General features: G+C 29.6%; 18 protein-coding genes. 8 read left to right on the top strand and 10 right to left on the bottom strand.

What is annotated here, in order from left to right:
* Positions 1-12 precede the first annotated feature (12 nt).
* Positions 13-456 (bottom strand): DUF4268 domain-containing protein, encoded by a 444-nt coding sequence (locus Q361_RS09090; RefSeq protein WP_103726415.1) that lies wholly within the window; start codon positions 454-456, stop codon positions 13-15.
* 92 nt (positions 457-548) lie between these two features.
* Between Q361_RS09090 and Q361_RS09085 the strand changes: the two genes are divergently transcribed.
* Together Q361_RS09085 and Q361_RS09080 are read left to right on the top strand one after the other, a co-directional pair.
* Entirely contained in the window at positions 549-1,103 is a 555-nt protein-coding gene (locus tag Q361_RS09085; protein WP_169929288.1) for an NUDIX hydrolase, read from the top strand.
* Between the two features lie 41 nt (positions 1,104-1,144).
* Entirely contained in the window at positions 1,145-1,954 is an 810-nt protein-coding gene (locus Q361_RS09080) for a lysophospholipid acyltransferase family protein (protein ID WP_103726413.1), read from the top strand.
* On the opposite strand, the gene Q361_RS09075 is transcribed toward Q361_RS09080, so the two are convergent.
* Together Q361_RS09075 and Q361_RS09070 are read right to left on the bottom strand one after the other, a co-directional pair.
* Positions 1,951-2,568, bottom strand: coding sequence for a hypothetical protein (locus tag Q361_RS09075; protein ID WP_103726412.1), 618 nt, complete (start codon positions 2,566-2,568; stop codon positions 1,951-1,953). The genes Q361_RS09080 and Q361_RS09075 overlap by 4 nt on opposite strands.
* A 14-nt stretch (positions 2,569-2,582) precedes the next feature.
* Positions 2,583-3,065 (bottom strand): RNA polymerase sigma factor, encoded by a 483-nt coding sequence (locus tag Q361_RS09070; RefSeq protein ID WP_103726411.1) that lies wholly within the window; start codon positions 3,063-3,065, stop codon positions 2,583-2,585.
* Positions 3,066-3,331: 266 nt separating this feature from the next.
* On the opposite strand from Q361_RS09070, the gene Q361_RS09065 reads away from it, so the two are divergent.
* Both Q361_RS09065 and Q361_RS09060 read left to right on the top strand, forming a co-directional pair.
* Entirely contained in the window at positions 3,332-4,636 is a 1,305-nt protein-coding gene (locus tag Q361_RS09065) for an NAD(P)/FAD-dependent oxidoreductase (protein WP_103726410.1), read from the top strand.
* Between the two features lie 49 nt (positions 4,637-4,685).
* Complete coding sequence (locus tag Q361_RS09060; RefSeq protein ID WP_103726409.1) at positions 4,686-5,096, top strand: hypothetical protein; 411 nt, start codon at positions 4,686-4,688, stop codon at positions 5,094-5,096.
* A gap of 10 nt (positions 5,097-5,106) precedes the next feature.
* On the opposite strand, the gene Q361_RS09055 is transcribed toward Q361_RS09060, so the two are convergent.
* Positions 5,107-6,168, bottom strand: coding sequence for a DUF3810 domain-containing protein (locus tag Q361_RS09055; protein ID WP_103726408.1), 1,062 nt, complete (start codon positions 6,166-6,168; stop codon positions 5,107-5,109).
* A 147-nt stretch (positions 6,169-6,315) separates the two neighbouring features.
* Between Q361_RS09055 and Q361_RS09050 the strand changes: the two genes are divergently transcribed.
* The 3 genes from Q361_RS09050 to Q361_RS09040 all read left to right on the top strand — a co-directional run bounded on the left by Q361_RS09050 (position 6,316) and on the right by Q361_RS09040 (position 11,147).
* Positions 6,316-7,779 carry an aminoacyl-histidine dipeptidase gene (locus tag Q361_RS09050; protein ID WP_103726407.1) on the top strand — a complete coding sequence of 488 codons (1,464 nt, stop codon included), beginning with the start codon at positions 6,316-6,318 and terminating at the stop codon, positions 7,777-7,779.
* Positions 7,780-7,927: 148 nt separating this feature from the next.
* Complete coding sequence (locus Q361_RS09045) at positions 7,928-8,956, top strand: hypothetical protein (RefSeq protein WP_103726406.1); 1,029 nt, start codon at positions 7,928-7,930, stop codon at positions 8,954-8,956.
* The gene (locus Q361_RS09040) at positions 8,916-11,147 is read left to right on the top strand and encodes a hypothetical protein (RefSeq protein WP_103726405.1); all 2,232 of its coding nucleotides are present in this window, start codon (positions 8,916-8,918) and stop codon (positions 11,145-11,147) included. The genes Q361_RS09045 and Q361_RS09040 overlap by 41 nt, the downstream gene beginning before the upstream one ends.
* A gap of 42 nt (positions 11,148-11,189) precedes the next feature.
* On the opposite strand, the gene Q361_RS09035 is transcribed toward Q361_RS09040, so the two are convergent.
* The 6 genes from Q361_RS09035 to Q361_RS09005 all read right to left on the bottom strand — a co-directional run bounded on the left by Q361_RS09035 (position 11,190) and on the right by Q361_RS09005 (position 15,771).
* On the bottom strand, positions 11,190-11,915 hold the full coding sequence (locus tag Q361_RS09035) for a hypothetical protein (RefSeq protein ID WP_103726404.1): 726 nt from the start codon (positions 11,913-11,915) through the stop codon (positions 11,190-11,192).
* Between the two features lie 54 nt (positions 11,916-11,969).
* A complete protein-coding gene (locus Q361_RS09030; protein WP_103726403.1) occupies positions 11,970-12,260 on the bottom strand; it encodes a hypothetical protein in 291 nt (96 codons plus the stop codon).
* A gap of 133 nt (positions 12,261-12,393) precedes the next feature.
* Positions 12,394-12,984, bottom strand: coding sequence for a hypothetical protein (locus Q361_RS09025; protein WP_211290373.1), 591 nt, complete (start codon positions 12,982-12,984; stop codon positions 12,394-12,396).
* Between the two features lie 747 nt (positions 12,985-13,731).
* A complete protein-coding gene (locus Q361_RS09015) occupies positions 13,732-14,358 on the bottom strand; it encodes a hypothetical protein (RefSeq protein WP_146046998.1) in 627 nt (208 codons plus the stop codon).
* Positions 14,359-14,584: 226 nt separating this feature from the next.
* Complete coding sequence (locus tag Q361_RS09010) at positions 14,585-15,088, bottom strand: hypothetical protein (protein ID WP_146046997.1); 504 nt, start codon at positions 15,086-15,088, stop codon at positions 14,585-14,587.
* Between the two features lie 176 nt (positions 15,089-15,264).
* Positions 15,265-15,771: a hypothetical protein gene (locus tag Q361_RS09005; RefSeq protein ID WP_103726399.1), complete on the bottom strand. Its 507-nt coding sequence runs from the start codon at positions 15,769-15,771 to the stop codon at positions 15,265-15,267.
* A gap of 287 nt (positions 15,772-16,058) precedes the next feature.
* Here Q361_RS09005 and Q361_RS09000 point away from each other — a divergent pair, with 287 nt between their 5' ends.
* Positions 16,059-16,841: a HipA family kinase gene (locus tag Q361_RS09000; RefSeq protein WP_103726398.1), complete on the top strand. Its 783-nt coding sequence runs from the start codon at positions 16,059-16,061 to the stop codon at positions 16,839-16,841.
* Positions 16,842-16,897: the final 56 nt, after the last annotated feature.

The raw sequence follows: 16,897 nt of genomic DNA, 5'->3' as shown, positions 1-16,897 counted from the left end.
TAATTACAAAGATTAGGTATTGATTTCTAAATCTCGGATATAATCTTCATACTCATAGAAAAACAATTCAAATTGAGTCATTTTTTCGGCAAAAAAATCAAAAACAATATCCCATGTTGCTTGGTTGTTTACGCTTATATTTGAGATACTACAACTTATTTTGTTAATTATTTTTCCGGTGGGCAAGTAAAAATTTTCATAAAACAAGGCTTCGGGCAAATAATCTTCTAACAAAATGGTTTTTAACGAAACTATTTTTTCAAAATAAATTCTCCGCAATTCGTCTTCTTTATTTTCTATAACAAGGCTAACTTCAGCGTTTTTATTATCTACATCAAACTTAAAACTAAAATCCTTAATTTTGGTATTGTAAAGCAACCATTTTCTAGGATACTTTTGGGCAAATGCAATCCAAAAATCCTTTTTAATTTTTTGTGCTTCTTCTTTACTATACATACATTATACGTATTATGCTTTTAACAGAATTTTCAAATATAATAAGTAATTTGCAATCTGCATCCTTATTACCTAATGCGCATCAAAAAATTATGTCTGTAGAACGGCAAAAAGCTCTTAATGAAAACTTAGGTGCTATTGTAAATGCCAAAGAAGCAGCTGTTTTGGTACTGCTTAATCCGATACAAAATAAAATGTATGTTACGCTTATAAAAAGAAATAGTTATGACGGCGTACACTCCAATCAATTTGCTTTTCCTGGTGGTAAAGTAGACCCTACAGACGAAAATTTGCAAAGCACAGCACAAAGAGAAGCATGGGAAGAAATAGGTATTATGCCCTACGAATACAGCGTATTGAAACCTTTATCAAAATTATATATTCCGCCAAGTAATTTTTGGGTATTTCCATTTTTGGCTTATACTACATCAAACGTTAAATTTAATTTAAACCCTAGAGAGGTTGTAAGCACGTTACACATACCTCTAGACTATTTATTACAACCTGATGTAATTACCGAAACAGAGATTTCTACCAGCTATGCAAAAAACATTCAAGTACCTTGTTTTATATATCAGAATAATATTATTTGGGGAGCCACCGCTATGATTTTAAATGAGCTTAGAGAAATGATGTTGAGCCTTTGATAAGGTTTTTGTAACTTTGGGGTTTTTAATTTGAAAATTTCATGGGATTATTTAGAAGAAATCCATTTGGACATATATTATTTTTAAAAAAGTGGCTCATTCGAATTTTTGGTATCATTACACACAAAAGATACAGAGGTTTTAATGAACTAAAAATAGATGGTTCTGAAATAATAAGAGCATTACCCGATAGAAATGTGTTGTTCATTTCCAATCACCAAACTTATTTTGCTGATGTAGTGGCTATGTTTCATGTATTTAATGCCAGCCTTAAAGGTAGAGCCGATAACATTAAAAACATTGGATATATATGGCAGCCCAAACTCAATATTTACTATGTAGCTGCTAGTGAAACTATGCGAGAAGGTTTGCTACCTCGTATTTTAGCCTATGCTGGAGCCATAACTGTAGAGCGCACTTGGAGAGCCAAAGGAAAAGATATTCAGCGAGAAGTAAATCTAAACGATACTGAAAATATTAAAGTAGCACTTTCAGACGGTTGGGTTATTACATTTCCGCAGGGCACAACCAAGTCTTTCAAACCCGTAAGAAAAGGAACAGCCCACATAATAAAACAACACAAACCTATTGTTGTACCAATTGTAATAGATGGCTTTAGACGTGCTTTTGATAAAAAAGGATTGCGTATAAAAAAGAAAAACATATTGCAATCTATGGTAATCAAAGAGCCTTTACAAATTGATTATGACAATGAAAGCATTGACGAAATTGTAGAAAAAATAGAAATAGCTATAGAGCAACATTCTTCGTTTTTAAAAGTAGTTTCGGCAGAAGAAATCAACGAAAAAGAAGAGTTAAACAAATTACGCCATTGGAGAAAGAATTATTAATTTTCTAAATTAATTTTTTTCAATTCTTCGTAGTTTTTAGATAAATTTCGCAGTAACCACCCATATACAAGTTTATAAAACACCCAAATTATAGGGATTATAATTAGTAAAGAAACGGCTACCGAAATTGCCATAGTAACAGGTTCTATATGTGCTTTTAGGCTATTGTTTTTACTGTAAGCGGCTGTAAAACCATCTATAGCACCAAAAACACCAAAAAAGCTACCAATAGCTATATTCCAAATAATATAAATATTTACAATTTTTCTGGTATTCAATATGGCTTCAATAAGTCTTTTAGAAGAATCTACTACCGATATTGATTTGTAGTTTCTGTAAAACAAATAAATAAAACCTAAAACAATTAAATAATTTACTTTTTCAAAAATATTTAAGTAAGGATGCAATTCGGTAAATTTTTTAGTAAAATCATCACTTAAAAACAATCCTATCCCATTAAGCACCACAAATTCTATAATACTCACAATTAAAATCCACTTTACAACAGATGACGATTTTTTATGGATCATGCTGTAAATTTCGTTTTCGCTAACTTCTTTAAACTGCGACTGTGTTTTTTGCCAGTCTTTTTTTAATAAATCCAACTCTTTCATAATCACTTTTTATATTACGGATTTAATATTTTTTTTAATTTACCTTTTATTCTATTCATTTTTACTCTTGCGTTTACTTCAGAAATACCTAGCGTTTCTGCTATTTCTGTATAATCTTTATCTTCCAAATACATAAAAACCAATGCTTTTTCAATATCATTAAGCTGATGAATGGCTTTGTACATCAACTTTAATTGTTCTTCCTCTTCGGGGTTGTATTCTTCCTGACTGATAAAAAAACTACACTTTTCGTATTCTGTTGTTTTTACTTGTTTAACATCTTTTCTATACAGTGTTATAGCTGTATTGAGCGCTACTCTATAGGCCCAAGTAGAAAATTTTGCCTCGCCTCTAAATTTTGGATATGCTTTCCATAATTGTATTGTTATTTCCTGAAACAAATCTTTATGTGTATCTTCTGTACAAGTATACAGCCTACATACTTTGTGTATAAGGTTCTGATTTTCTTTTAATAAAGATACAAATTGTTGTTCCATAACGTAAATTGCTATCTATTGGTAAGATAATCTTCTATATTGTTACAATGATACTCAAGATTTTTATTACAAAAAAATGAAAAACATTACCTTTGAAAAAATTATGCTACACTACCCTTGTTTAATATACACATGGTAGTTGTAATTGTTTCAATTTATAAAAGTATATAAAATCGCTACACGAAAAAGTATTATACAACAAAGTGCTCAAAACAAAGTTTAACTAGCGTATTATACAACCTTTAATAACAAATAAGTATCTGTATATGAACATTCCCGATAGTAGTCAAAAAAGAATTGTAATTATAGGAGGCGGTTTTGCAGGCGTTACTATCGCTCAAAAACTCAACCATAAAGGATTTCAAGTCGTATTGATAGACAAACAAAACTACCATACTTTTCAACCCTTGTTGTATCAAGTAGCTACAGGAGGGCTCGAAGCTGGCTCTATTGCTTATCCTTTACGAAAAGTAATTCAGGGGTTTTCAAATTTTTATTTTAGAATGACTTCTGTAAAAGAAATCGATACCCAAAACCATAAAATCATATCAGAAATTGGAGAATTGCGTTATGATTATTTAGTAATTGCCACAGGATCCAAGACTAATTTTTTTGGAAACAAAGAAATAGAGCGCAATGCGATGTCTATGAAAACCATTCCGCAATCGTTAAACATACGAAGTTTTATTCTTGAAAATTTTGAGCAAGCTGTTTTAACAAAAGATGTAAACGAACGAAACGCATTGATGAACTTTGTTTTGGTTGGTGCAGGCCCAACAGGTGTAGAACTTGCAGGAGCTTTGGCAGAGATGAAAAAAGAAATTTTGCAAAAAGATTATCCCGATTTGGATATTCAAAAAATGCAAATTAACCTTATACAAAGCAACGATAGAGTACTCAACACAATGAGTGAAAAATCATCGATAGCCTCCGAAAAGTTTTTAGAAAATTTAGGTGTAAAAGTGTACAAAAACCTCAGAGTTACCAACTATGATGGCCGGACTGTAACCACCAATACCGATATTGTTTTTGATACAGCAACCGTAATCTGGACAGCAGGTGTGCAAGGAGCCGCTATACATGGGCTTAAAGCCGATGCATTGGTAGATCGAGTAGAAAGAATTAAAGTAAACGAAATAAATCTCGTAAAAGGGTACGACAATATTTTTGCGCTCGGCGACATTGCTTGTATGGAAACAACTCAATACCCACAAGGTCACCCCATGATGGCGCAACCCGCTATGCAACAAGCCGCTTTGTTGGCAGAAAATTTACCAAAGTATATTGCTGGCAAGCCCACAAAACCGTTTGTATATCACGACAAAGGTTCTATGGCAACTATTGGGCGAAACTTAGCCGTTGTCGATTTACCTAAATACCATTTTAGTGGCTTTTTTGCTTGGTTTGTATGGATGTTTGTGCATTTATTTTCATTAATTGGTTTTAAAAACAAAGCGGTTGTATTTATGAACTGGGTATACAATTATGTTCGCTACGATAGAGAAGGCAGATTGATTGTTAGACCTTACAAAAAGAAAAGTTTTGTAACGTTTACAAGCGACGAAGTGTAGTTTTTATTTATTATTCTAAAAAAACATTACTGTAATCACACTATTTGATATGTATAAAAAGCTTATAAAATACCGATTAATAGTGATTATTTTCGCTATTATTTTATGCACTTTTTATGTAGATTCTCCTTTTAATGGAAATTACTATAAAGCTTCGCCAATATTTATTTACCTATTGGTAACATTTTTTAACTTGCTTATCTATGTATTTCCAAACGATAAACTAATTGCTTCTGAAAAAATATTTTTTTCAGTCTTAGTGTCGGCTATTTCGTTAGTTGTTGCATTTTTTTTAATTCATCTTGTTCTTGGATATATTTATGGATATGATACCAATTATTATGACGAATTAAAATCGCATACACTTTTAAATAGTATACTATTTTATTCATTATCGACTGCTTTGGGGATTTTCAGTCTTGCGATTTGGCTAAAGTCTAAAAAACCGATTTATGACTAAATAACCAACTTTAAAGTTGATAGATTGTATAATAATTAATCAATAAGCCTACATATTTACTATAACTCTTTATGCCATCTTTTTGTTGATTTACTTTTAAATATTGGTCGTAAAAGGCATGGAAACCTTTGTCTATAAAACTATCATACTGTTGCCAAAAAAGTTTTGTTTCTTTATAGTTTTGTAAAACACCTTGGTTAATTTTAGATTTTAATTGTTGAAAGGATTTTACATCATCTTCAGCAATCGTATTCATACAATAGTTTAAAGCGTTACTCAATGCCGAATATTGACAATACAAATCGTCAGTATCTATACCCGCTAAAAAACCGATGAAATTGCATTCTGCTTCGCTTCCATAGCCAAGCTGATGTGCCATTTCATGACATAATACATTGGGGTAAGTGTACAAAGGCAGTTTATTATTTACTTGTGCTTCTCCTGTAAAAGGATTAAAATACCCACTAAAACCCATATAGATAAGCGGTACACTTAACAAAGACTGCTTTCTACTACTTATGGTATAGCTCAAATTAGGGTATTTTTTTGCCAAATTATCGTAGCCTTGTTGTGTAATACTATCAATATGAGAAATGGTATACGTGGGTACAACTTTTTTAAGTTTATTGTGTGTCAATTTCACCTGAATTTCATTGGTTTTAGCAATAAGTTTCTCTGTAAAGGCAATTAATTGAGTGTTCGTATACTCGTTGTTTACATTCATTTTTTTATGTAGCGGAACGCGGTAATAGTTAAACGCCCACAAAAAATGAAACAAAAAATAAGCCACCGACACAACATTTACAACATTCAACACATTCTTTTTCCATTGTAGTCGCCATGATTTTCTTGTTTTCCAAAGTTGTATTAACAAATAAAAAATAAAAAAAACATACACAATATCACCTACCGAAAAAGGAATTTTACCAAAAACTGTTCTTGTTATTTTCGAAATATACACATACAAACCATTGCTGTAAATTTGTTCAATTATTTCAGGAAAAAAGGCTATCACTTTCAGAAAAACAATTTGAAAGATTAAGAATAAAGTAAGAGAATATTTTCTTTTCATTATTACAAACAAAAATGTAAATATAATCACAAATCAATTTGCAAAGAAACTAAACTTTGTAACTTTGTATTTTACTATTTTATAAATCGAGCTTCAGATGAAACAGGTTTTCAAAATCTGTGAACTATGTAGCAAAAAACAAACCTAATGAGTCAAGAAATAAGAAATTTAGAGCCCAAAGCCCTTTGGAATAAATTTGCCGATTTGAATGCAGTACCACGCCCTTCAAAAAAAGAACAGCGTGTTATTGAATTTATGAAAAATTTTGGCACTAGTTTAGGACTAGAAACTTTTGAAGATGAAATACACAACGTAATCATCAGAAAACCCGCAACTCCAGGAATGGAAAATCGTAAAACCATTGTGCTACAAGGGCATTTGGATATGGTACACCAAAAAAACAACGATACAACGTTCGATTTTGATACACAAGGTATTGATATGTATGTTGATGGTGATTGGGTGAAAGCAAAAGGAACAACGCTTGGTGCAGATAACGGGCTTGGTGTAGCGGCTATTATGGCCATTTTGGAAAATACCGATATTCCGCATCCAGCCATTGACGCACTTTTTACAATTGATGAAGAAACAGGCATGACAGGTGCTTTAAACTTAAAAGGTGGTATTTTAAAAGGAGAAATTCTATTAAACCTCGATACCGAAGAAGACGACGAAATAGATATAGGATGTGCTGGTGGGGTTGATGTAACCGCTACAAGAACCTATCATGAAGAAGAAACTCCCGAAGGCTCTGTGGGTTATACCATTACAGTAAAAGGATTGAATGGCGGACACTCGGGTATGGATATTCACAAAGGTTTAGGAAATGCCAACAAAATCATGAATCGCCTTTTATTTGATGGCTTTGAAAATTTTGGGCTTCAAATTAGTGAAATTTCTGGCGGAAGCCTGCGCAATGCGATTCCGAGAGAAAGTGTAGCTAAAGTGATTGTTGCTGCAATGTATGACGAAGCTTTTGTGTTTGACATGCAAGAAGTTATTAGCGATATTAAAGCCGAATTCAAAACAATGGAACCTAATTTGACTATCGAAATTGAGAAGTCAGATTTACCTGCAAAAGTGATGGATTTAGGCGTTCAAGAAGGCTTACTTCGTGCGATTTATGCAGCTCACAATGGCGTTTACCGCATGAGCGCCGATATGCCAGATTTGGTAGAAACTTCTAATAATATTGCAAGAGTTATCGTAAAAGATGGTGAAATTTCGATTCAAAATTTAACACGTTCTTCTGTAGAAAGTTCAAAATTTGATTTGGCCAATGCCCTGCGTTCAGCTTACGAATTGTTTGGTTGCGAAGTAGAATTTGGCGGAAGCTATCCAGGTTGGACGCCCAATGTAAACTCTGAAATATTAAACCTTTTGGTACAAATTTATGAAAAACAAAACGGTTCTAAGCCTAGTGTAGTAGCATGTCATGCTGGTTTAGAATGTGGTATTTTGGGCACTAATTATCCCGAAATGGATATGATTTCGTTTGGCCCAACCATTCATGGGGCACATAGTCCAGACGAAAGAGCGAGTATTTCATCTTCGCAAAAGTTTTGGAAGTTCTTGCTCGAGATATTAGCGAATATACCCGTTAAGAATTAGTAGATTACTTTTACAATATATCACCGAGCACAGTCGAAGTGAATGTATTCAAACCTCGTTTAGAAATAAACGAGGTTTTTTATTAAACTAAGTAAATAATATATAATTTTAATACAAATTTACGTTATAACCAAAAATCACTAACCCAATGAAAAAAACACTGTTTTTAGCTTTACTTTCTGTAATCCTTTTTTCATGTAAAAATGAAAATAATATAAAAAATGTAGAGCGAGCATTTTATTATTGGAAAACAAGTGATTCAAGACTTCAGGAGCAAGCCGATTCTATTTTGAAAACTACGAATACAAAAAAATTGTATGTCAAATTTTTTGAAGTAGAGCATAATGAATTAATGGGCAACATTCCGTTTTCAAAAAACAGAATGAATATATATGATACTATTATTGAAATCGTTCCTACCGTTTTTATCAAAAATGAAGTTTTTTTAAAAAGTTCTTTTAATGAATTGGATTTACTTGCCGACAATATTAATTTTCTTATTAATAAATATAGAACAGAAGACTTTGAAAAAGGAATTGTAGTAAAAGAATTCCAAATGGACTGCGATTGGACAATTAAGTCTAAAGACAAATATTTTTACTTTTTAAAGAAATTAAAATCAATATCATCAAAAGAAATTAGTTGCACATTGCGTTTGTATCCATACAAATATCGAGAAAAAATGGGGATTCCTCCTGTTGATAAAGTAACCTTAATGTGTTATAATTTATTAAACCCTCTAGAAAGTCCTAAACAAAATTCAATATTGGATATTGAGGAATTATCTAAATATTTATCAGGCACTTCAAAATATCCTTTACATGTTGATATTGCTCTTCCAATTTATTCTTGGATGCAATTATACCAAAACAATCAATTTCAAAATGTAATGTACAACAATCATGAATATCTTATAAAAAATATGAAAAAGATAGATGATTTGTGGTACGAAGTAACTGAAGATGTTCAAGTAGATGAAAACTACATTAGGATTGGCGACAAAATAAAGTATGAGCAAGTTACTAAAGAAACCATTGAAAAAACTATAGCTTTATTAAAGAAAAATATTGATTTTGATTCAACAACAACCATTGCATTATTCCATTTAGACGATGCACCACTTCAAAAATATACCAATGAAGAAATTAATAGTATATATACTTCTTTTAGCAAATAGTTTTTCTTTTGCTTGTGGTTTTTATCCCTATGGCGAAGATATTAGAATGCAATTTTTAGACAGCAATCATTTTAATTGTCAATTATTTGATGGCTTTCATTACTCTGCTAATTATTATTATAATGCTAGTTCATTAAAAGAGCAATTAATTATTGAGCCTAATGATAAACTTTGGTATGAATACTGTAAAAAAAAGGTACCAATTGATGCTATTATTGAAGCCGTTTATAAAATTCCAATCCAAAATTTCAGTCAAAAAAGCGGTAACAAAATGATTGCATTTTTATACCAGCAAAAAGATTTTGAAGCTATCAACTACTTGAAATTTGCTAAGTCTTGCGAAATTGCAAATATGTTTTATAGTGACCCTTGGGAGCGTACAGAAACTATTGAAATAAAAATTATTAAAAATAAAGTAAACGATGCTTTGAAATTTGCCGAGAAAACGAACAATTTGGAATTAAAACTTCGCTACAAATTTTTAGCAATACGAATGGCTTTTTATGGCGGATTAAGTAAAGATGTAATTCGTATTTACAACACAATAACTAATAATAATCTAAATAGTATTAATTATTGGTCTATGTATTTTAGAGCCATAGTTGAACCAGACAAAGCATTACAAAACTTTTTCACCTCTCAGGTTTTTGCAAACGCTACTGATAAAAGATTTCCAGTATATTCATTTTATAACAAAGAAGTTCCAATTACTGAAGTTTTAAAACATGCTAAAACAAAACCCGAGAAAGCCAATGTTTATGCTTTTGCTGCTACCAAAAAACATGATAGAGCTTTGGAGTATATCAAAAAAGCATTTGAATTGAACCCAGAATCTGATTTTAATATTTTTATACTTTTAAGAGAACTAAACAAAATAGAAGATTGGGTTTTAACACCGTATTACACCAATTTTAATCCTTCGATTTCAGGAAATGACTATTGGAATGAAAATCGTATTTTCTCTTACCAAGCATTGGAAAAGAGAATTAACAACGATAGAAAGTATGCTAATGAGCTATTATTATTTTTAAATTCTATCAATTTAAATAATGTACAAATAGAAGTATGTAAAGCGCAATTATCATTTATTACTAAAAAGTATGATAAAAGTTTAAATCTAGTTCATTTATTAGAAAAAAAACTTACTTCAACAGATAGTTTATTTAAAGATGTTCAGATAATCAAAGCATTAAGTCTAACGGCTAATCAACAAAATAACAAAGCCATAATTACGCAAGAAGTTCAATCGATTTTGTTAAAAAATAAAAAAAATAAAAAGTTTTTATTTGCAATAGCACGCGAGTTAGAGTATCTTGGAAATACTACTGATGCTGCATTTTTGTTTTCTAAAGTAAACGATATTAATAGGAATAGTTATTATGATAGTTATCAGCCAAATATATCTTGGAAATCTCGTAAGCACAAGCGTGGCTCTTATCGCGATTATTTTTATGATTATTTTGGATATGTAGACATACTATATACCCCGAAACAAGTAGAAAATATAATAAAGAAAGCAGAAATAACAAAGACTAATTGCCATTTTGAAGAATGGTTGAAAAGTAGGATTATTAATGAAAAATCGAGACTTTTTGATTTATTAGGCACAAAATATATTAGACAAAATAATCTTAACAAAGCCTTAGAGTTCTTTAAAAAAGTGGATAAAAAGTACTGGAATGATTATTATTCTAACTGGAACATTTATAGTAATGGAAGCAATAGTTTTGATAAAAATCCATTTTTTGAATTTAATTACACTCCTGATTTTATAAAAAATAAAGAAACATTCTATGTAACCAAAACTTCTTACACTCGCAAGTTGATTGAATATCTTAATAAAGCCAACAATACGAAAGAGAAAAATAGAGATTACTATTATTTTATAGTTGCAAATGGATATAAAAACATGACTATAAGTGGAAATTCTTGGATGATGCGAAGATATAGTGTTTCTGCATATGATGTAGAACCTTTTCCTGAAGATGAGGCTGAATTTCAAAACAGCTTATTATCCAAAAAATATTATAGATTGGCTTATAAACATGCAAAAGCAAAAAAATTTAAAGCCCTTTGCTTGTGGCTTGCTGAAGATTATAAAAAACTCAAGCAAGTTCAAGAAGATGAATACTATGAATTATCGAATAAAAATTGCTATGCTTTTGAAGACTATTTTAACACTAGAAGATAAAAAACAAAACCTCGTATATTTCTAAACGAGGTTTTGTTGTTTCTAATTCGTTTCGTATCGAAGTTTGTGGTCTTTAATTAACTTTTGACTTTTCTTTTGGATAGCATTTGGTAATTTTTTCCAATTTTCATCATACTCTATGTGATAGGTATCTTCTTCATTTCCTGACGGATAATAAGATGTTGCTTTACTTTTTTGTATGTTATTCTTGTTAAAAGTATACACAATTTGTTTATAAGGTTTGGCATCTAGGCCATCGCTTTTTCCTAAATAAGACAAATAAAATTCTGGAATCCCATCTTTATTTTCATCAGAAATGGAGCAATTTGGATAATCAAATTCTGGCCAATATACTTCATTTCCAAAATCTTGAAATTTAGCTTTTTGAATAACACCACCGTGATCGTAAGCTACAATTAAAGCATACAAATTATGCTCGCTAAAATTAGTTGAATCTACTACTTCGGTATTTGTGGTTGGATATGGGTTGGAATCTTTGGTTCGTTTCCACTTTTGGGTTTTAAAATCAAACTCTTCCGAAACACTTGTGTTTTCATAATCAAGAATTCTTGAAAGTTTCAAAATTTGTTTTTTAAAGATAAAATCAAAAATACCATAAGCACTCTCGCAATGTACAATCATGGTTGTTTTGCCGTAGGTTTTATTTTCATAATTATACTCCAAATCTTCAAATTGCCGATTGAATTGCAAAGAATCTTTCGGATAGAAATAAGTTACTTTTATGCTTTTTGTTTGACCAAATGACATACATAAAACTAAAAAACTTAAAAATGTATAAAAAAACCTTCTCATAAAACACTATTAATTTCCTGCCACTGCACTACCAAAAATTCCTACAGCAAGTTCTGCCCAAAGCAAAAAAAGTAAAATTAAAATAATGACACAAATCAAGATACGATGCTTGGTGTTTTTTGCTTTTTTTAAAACAAATTGAATAACCAAACCTGTTGTAAAAAGTAAAACACCTGCAACAATAAAATCAAATACCGTCCAATGGACTTCATCAGTAAATTGCATCGCTAGCAATGGAATTAGCAATAGAATGAATACAATTGCAAAAACGATTAGTAAAGTTTTGAATTTTGGCAACATATTTATTTTTTAAATTTCTGGAAATGAGCGAATTTTCAATCTTCAGAATTACTTAATTTCTGTTAAAGATAAAATTTCTTGCGAAAGAGAAACGTCAATTTAGCACTTTTCTTGCAATAGTACAAAACCCTTGTTAGCGGTAGTAGTTTTTTATTATTTCACCATATTTTTCCGTGTAAGTTCGAAACATTTCAGCCCTTGTTCCTAAATAAAAAACTTCATTTCCATTAATAACTAGTTTTTCAGGTGATTTTCCATTACAAAATCGTCCTCCCGAATTTAGTGCTTTATTAAGTATCTCATAATTTTGTTTGGCAATAGCATTCGTTGGAAATTCGTATACCAAAATGACAAAATCTGGATAAAAGTCTTTGGTTCCTTTTTCAGGTTTTTTACTTCTTGCAAAATATTTTCTAATTCCATTTCCGCGAATTAATTTTACACTATTTTCTTCACAGTTGTTATAAGAAAATCCGCCTCTGTTTTTTCGTTCTTTAAAAGTAAAATCTGCTTTCTCTAATTTTGTTTTAAGCTCATGAATAAGTTTTGTATTATCAGTAGAATTTACAGTATAAATTGTGTCATATTTTGTGTTTTTATTTGGCATTTCTTCCATAGAAAAGTTTTCAATGTCTGTGTCGTTTTTGTTGGTTTTGCTTTTTAGATTTTCATTGCAAGATGTAATTAATAAAAAGACTATTAAATAACTTAAATATTTTTTCATAAGTGATTAAAATTTTTAACGTCGGTTCTTAAAATTATCGCAAATTTACAGGTATTTTCAAAGTATAGGTTTATATTGCCTAGATTTCCATTAAGACTTAAGTCTAATATAAAAAATAGATTGTTCCAATAAACACTCACACCCAAATTTCGTAAACCGCTGTTATGGCAGGTTTAATATTTATAACGTTTTCTATTTCTGATTGATAAAATAATATTCACTAAAAATATCATAAAGTTTGTTAGACTAATAAAAATTGCTGCAATATGACTTATGAATTCATTAGTAATTAATGAAACAAATATTAAAATTATATTGATAATTGAAAGTCGATTATTTGTTTGAATTTTGGTGATTTTTAAAAGACCAAATATTAAAATAAAGATTGCGCAAAGAAGTAGTAAAAGAATTATGCTAAAGTATTTATCTTGATAAGCCCATCCAACAGTTCTATTAATTCCAATTTGTTGATAAGCAATAAAAACATATGATATTGCGCCCGAAATTAGACTTAACAAAAACATGTTTTTTTTAAAAAATTCCATTTCTATTTATTTTTGTTATTGTTTATACAGTTTGTTACGGAAAACTTACCTATAACGAAGAAGGCTTATAGTATGGTTTTGCCTTGTTCAAAATCCAAGTTTTACGAAATCTCGAAAAGCTTCGTACTGGTGCAAAATCAATATTAAATTAAGTAAGTCTTAAAACCCATATTTCACAAACCATTGTTTCCAGAAGGTTTTGTTATTTCCCACAATTTTGTTCATACAAGTCAACGAAATAAGTTACACCTTTTTTGTTATATTCTTCTTTGGACAACGATTTTAAAAACTGTGGACAAACTTCTTCAAAATATGCGGTTAGTGTCTTTTTTAAATTTGAAAAACAATTCATACATACATTTAATCCGTCACCTCCAAACTCATCTAACATTAAAGCAAAATCTTCATTCTGTCTTTTTATGTAATATGTTCCACCGCCACCTGTTTTTGTTCCTGGATTATAAGCATAATAACCCGCATATAATGAAATTTTACCTTCTTTAATAATTCGTGCCCAAATTTTTTTGTTACCTGGTTTTATTTTTTTTGGATTAAATAAACCTTGATCTGCTAATTTTAGAGTGATATATTTTATTATATCATTTTTACCATTAATGATTTCAAAACTATTAACATCATCAATTTTATATTTTTCAGTCTTCTCTTTTTCTTCTTCTTTGAATTTAATTTTTGAATCATCTGGATATTCTGGTAATTCTATATATCCATTTTTTGAAGTACCATCATTAAAAGTAATTTTTGCTTTGTGAAAATTTGCAGAAACCATTAAAGGAATTAAAATAACGAATAGTAATAAAGTTTTTTTCATATTTTGTTTTATTTGTGGTTATTATGTTTTGAGCTTTTGGTTTTTAAAACTTTTTGGTAACGTTTCGTAACTTCAAGAAGTGGCGAACCTCGTAAGTGCTTAATTTTTCACTAAGATAAAAAAACTAGAGAAAGAAAAATGTGAATTTAGCCGATTTTTCGCTATTTCTTGAAATGGCTGTTAGGCGTAGTTTTTTCATTAATGAATATATCAATTAAATATACTTTTACAATAGTTTTAGAATCTTACCTTTAGTATAGTATTTAAAAGATTCAAAAAAATTAAGTTCTATAAAACCTTTATTTTTAATGTTTGAGGAAATGCATTTATTTATATCATTATAATTTTTGTAATTACTTTCAGATATTCTTAAGACAAGTCTTTTATTTTTTACTAAATACAATACTTTAAAGCTACCGCTTTTTCCACGCTCAATTGTATTGAAGCAATAATCTAAACTTTTCCAATCAATTTTTTTAAATTTATATATCAATATTTTATAGACTATAATTTCATCTTTTGAAAATTTTAGCCTATCCAAGAACTCTTGAATAATAAATAACATCCAAGAAGGTATAATTAGAATTGGAATTAAAATTAGGTTTGCAACTCTAAAATTATTTCCAATGATTATGAAATTAGTAAAAATTATTATCCATAAAATCGCAAAAGTGCATCCAAAAAAACCAAATAAAATTGTGCTTAAGTATGATTTTGATTTTAATACCATTAGTTTTTGAACTTTAGTTCAATTCTGTTTTTTAATTACGTACAACATCATGCCAGCTTCGCACAAGTGAGGATTGGTTTCTCAAAACTAACCATTTAAGATAAAGTTTACAACCACAAAGCCAATATTTTTTTAGCCTTAAAGCTTCACTTACTCGAAACCGCTGTTAGCTATAGTCATTTTTTGATTAGTTCAAATATTTCTCCGTCTTTGGCAATATATTTAACTAAACCATTTTTTCTGTCATAGTAAAAAGACGAAAGATATCCATCATCTACATTTTGAGCATTAATTTTTTCTTCAAATTTATAAGTATTCTCATAAAATTTGTTAGTAGCTTGAAGTTTGATTTTTTTGGGTTTTGTTTGTTTGCCATTCAAATACGGAGCGGAGGTCAATCCAAAAAAACTTAGTTCTGGATAACTTAAACTTCTATCATTGTTTTTCATTAATGATACAGAACTGTATAATAAAGTTTTTGTTTTGCTTTTTAGGCTAAAACCAATTTCAATGTAATTCAGTTGTTCGAAGGAAACCTCAATACAATTACAATTCTTATTTGTATAATCTTCTACTCTTGAATCAACTTGAAGGGTGTCAAAGTTTCCTAGATTACTTTTAAAAATTAAAATTTGGTTTTTTTCATACGGACACCAATACCTTTCTTCTTCTGTTAATTCCATTTTATTACAGCAAGAACTGAGGGAAAATATTATTAATAAAAAAGTAATGTATTTCATTTTTTGTTTTCCTCAGTAGGTATTAGTTAAAGTTTTGCGATAATTACAGCTAACGTTTCGTAACTCCAAGAAGTGGCGAACCTCGTAAGTGCTTAATTTTTCACTAAGATAAAAAAACTAGCGAAAGAAAAATGTGAATTTAGCCGATTTTTCGCTATTTCTTGAAAGTACTGTTGTACGAAGTTTTTATTTTGATATATTTGCTTCTATTCCATTTATTTTAATATTCAATGCAAGTACTTCAAACAATTGAAGAAATTCATAAAGTTTTTGATACACAAGGTAGTAGCCCATTACTAGTTACTTGTGAAGATTTTAGAGACTGGGTTTGTAAATATGATAGATTTCCGAAATATTTGTTTAATGAACTTATAGCGTCTGAATTTGCAAAATTGTGGGGAATTAAAACTCCTGAAACAACTTTTATCAGGGTAAAACCTGAACATATACCCAATGAAAAATTTCCTCAACTTCAATTAGCATGGTTTGATAAAGAATGTTTTGGTTCCTTGTATCTTGAGAATTCTAAAGAAATTGATTATTCCATTGTTTCAATGTTTGAAGAAAAATCATTTAGAGACAAATTATCAGATAAAGAAGATTTTTTAAAAATTGCATTATTTGACATATGGATCGCAAATGAAGATAGAAATCATAATAATTTTAATTTACTTTTATTTGTATCACCAGAAAAATTAAATTTTTTCTATGCCATTGACCATGTTAATATTTTTAATACAAGTTTTCTTGATTATGGAATTGCAGAGTTAACAGAAGACGATTCAATAATAAAGACGGATCTTGCAAAAATATTATTTGGTAAAAGCAGGAAATTAACAGATATTGTGAATAACTTAGTTGAAAATTTTTACCTTTGCACAGAAAAATGTCAAAATAAATTAGATGTAATATTAGATTTAGTTCCAGATTCTTGGAACATTAATAAGGAGCAAATTAAGGATAGAATTATTAATAATACCCGTTGTGCATTATTAAGCGAGATTTATTTTTAAGTTGTTAATGTTTCTTTGAAATACAAATTTATTAAAAAATTGAATAGAAGTTAGAG

Source organism: Flavobacterium croceum DSM 17960, assembly GCF_002917885.1.
GTDB classification, from domain to species: domain Bacteria; phylum Bacteroidota; class Bacteroidia; order Flavobacteriales; family Flavobacteriaceae; genus Flavobacterium; species Flavobacterium croceum.
Note: the sequence above shows the minus strand (reverse complement) of the source record. Positions and strands in the feature narration are given on the sequence as shown.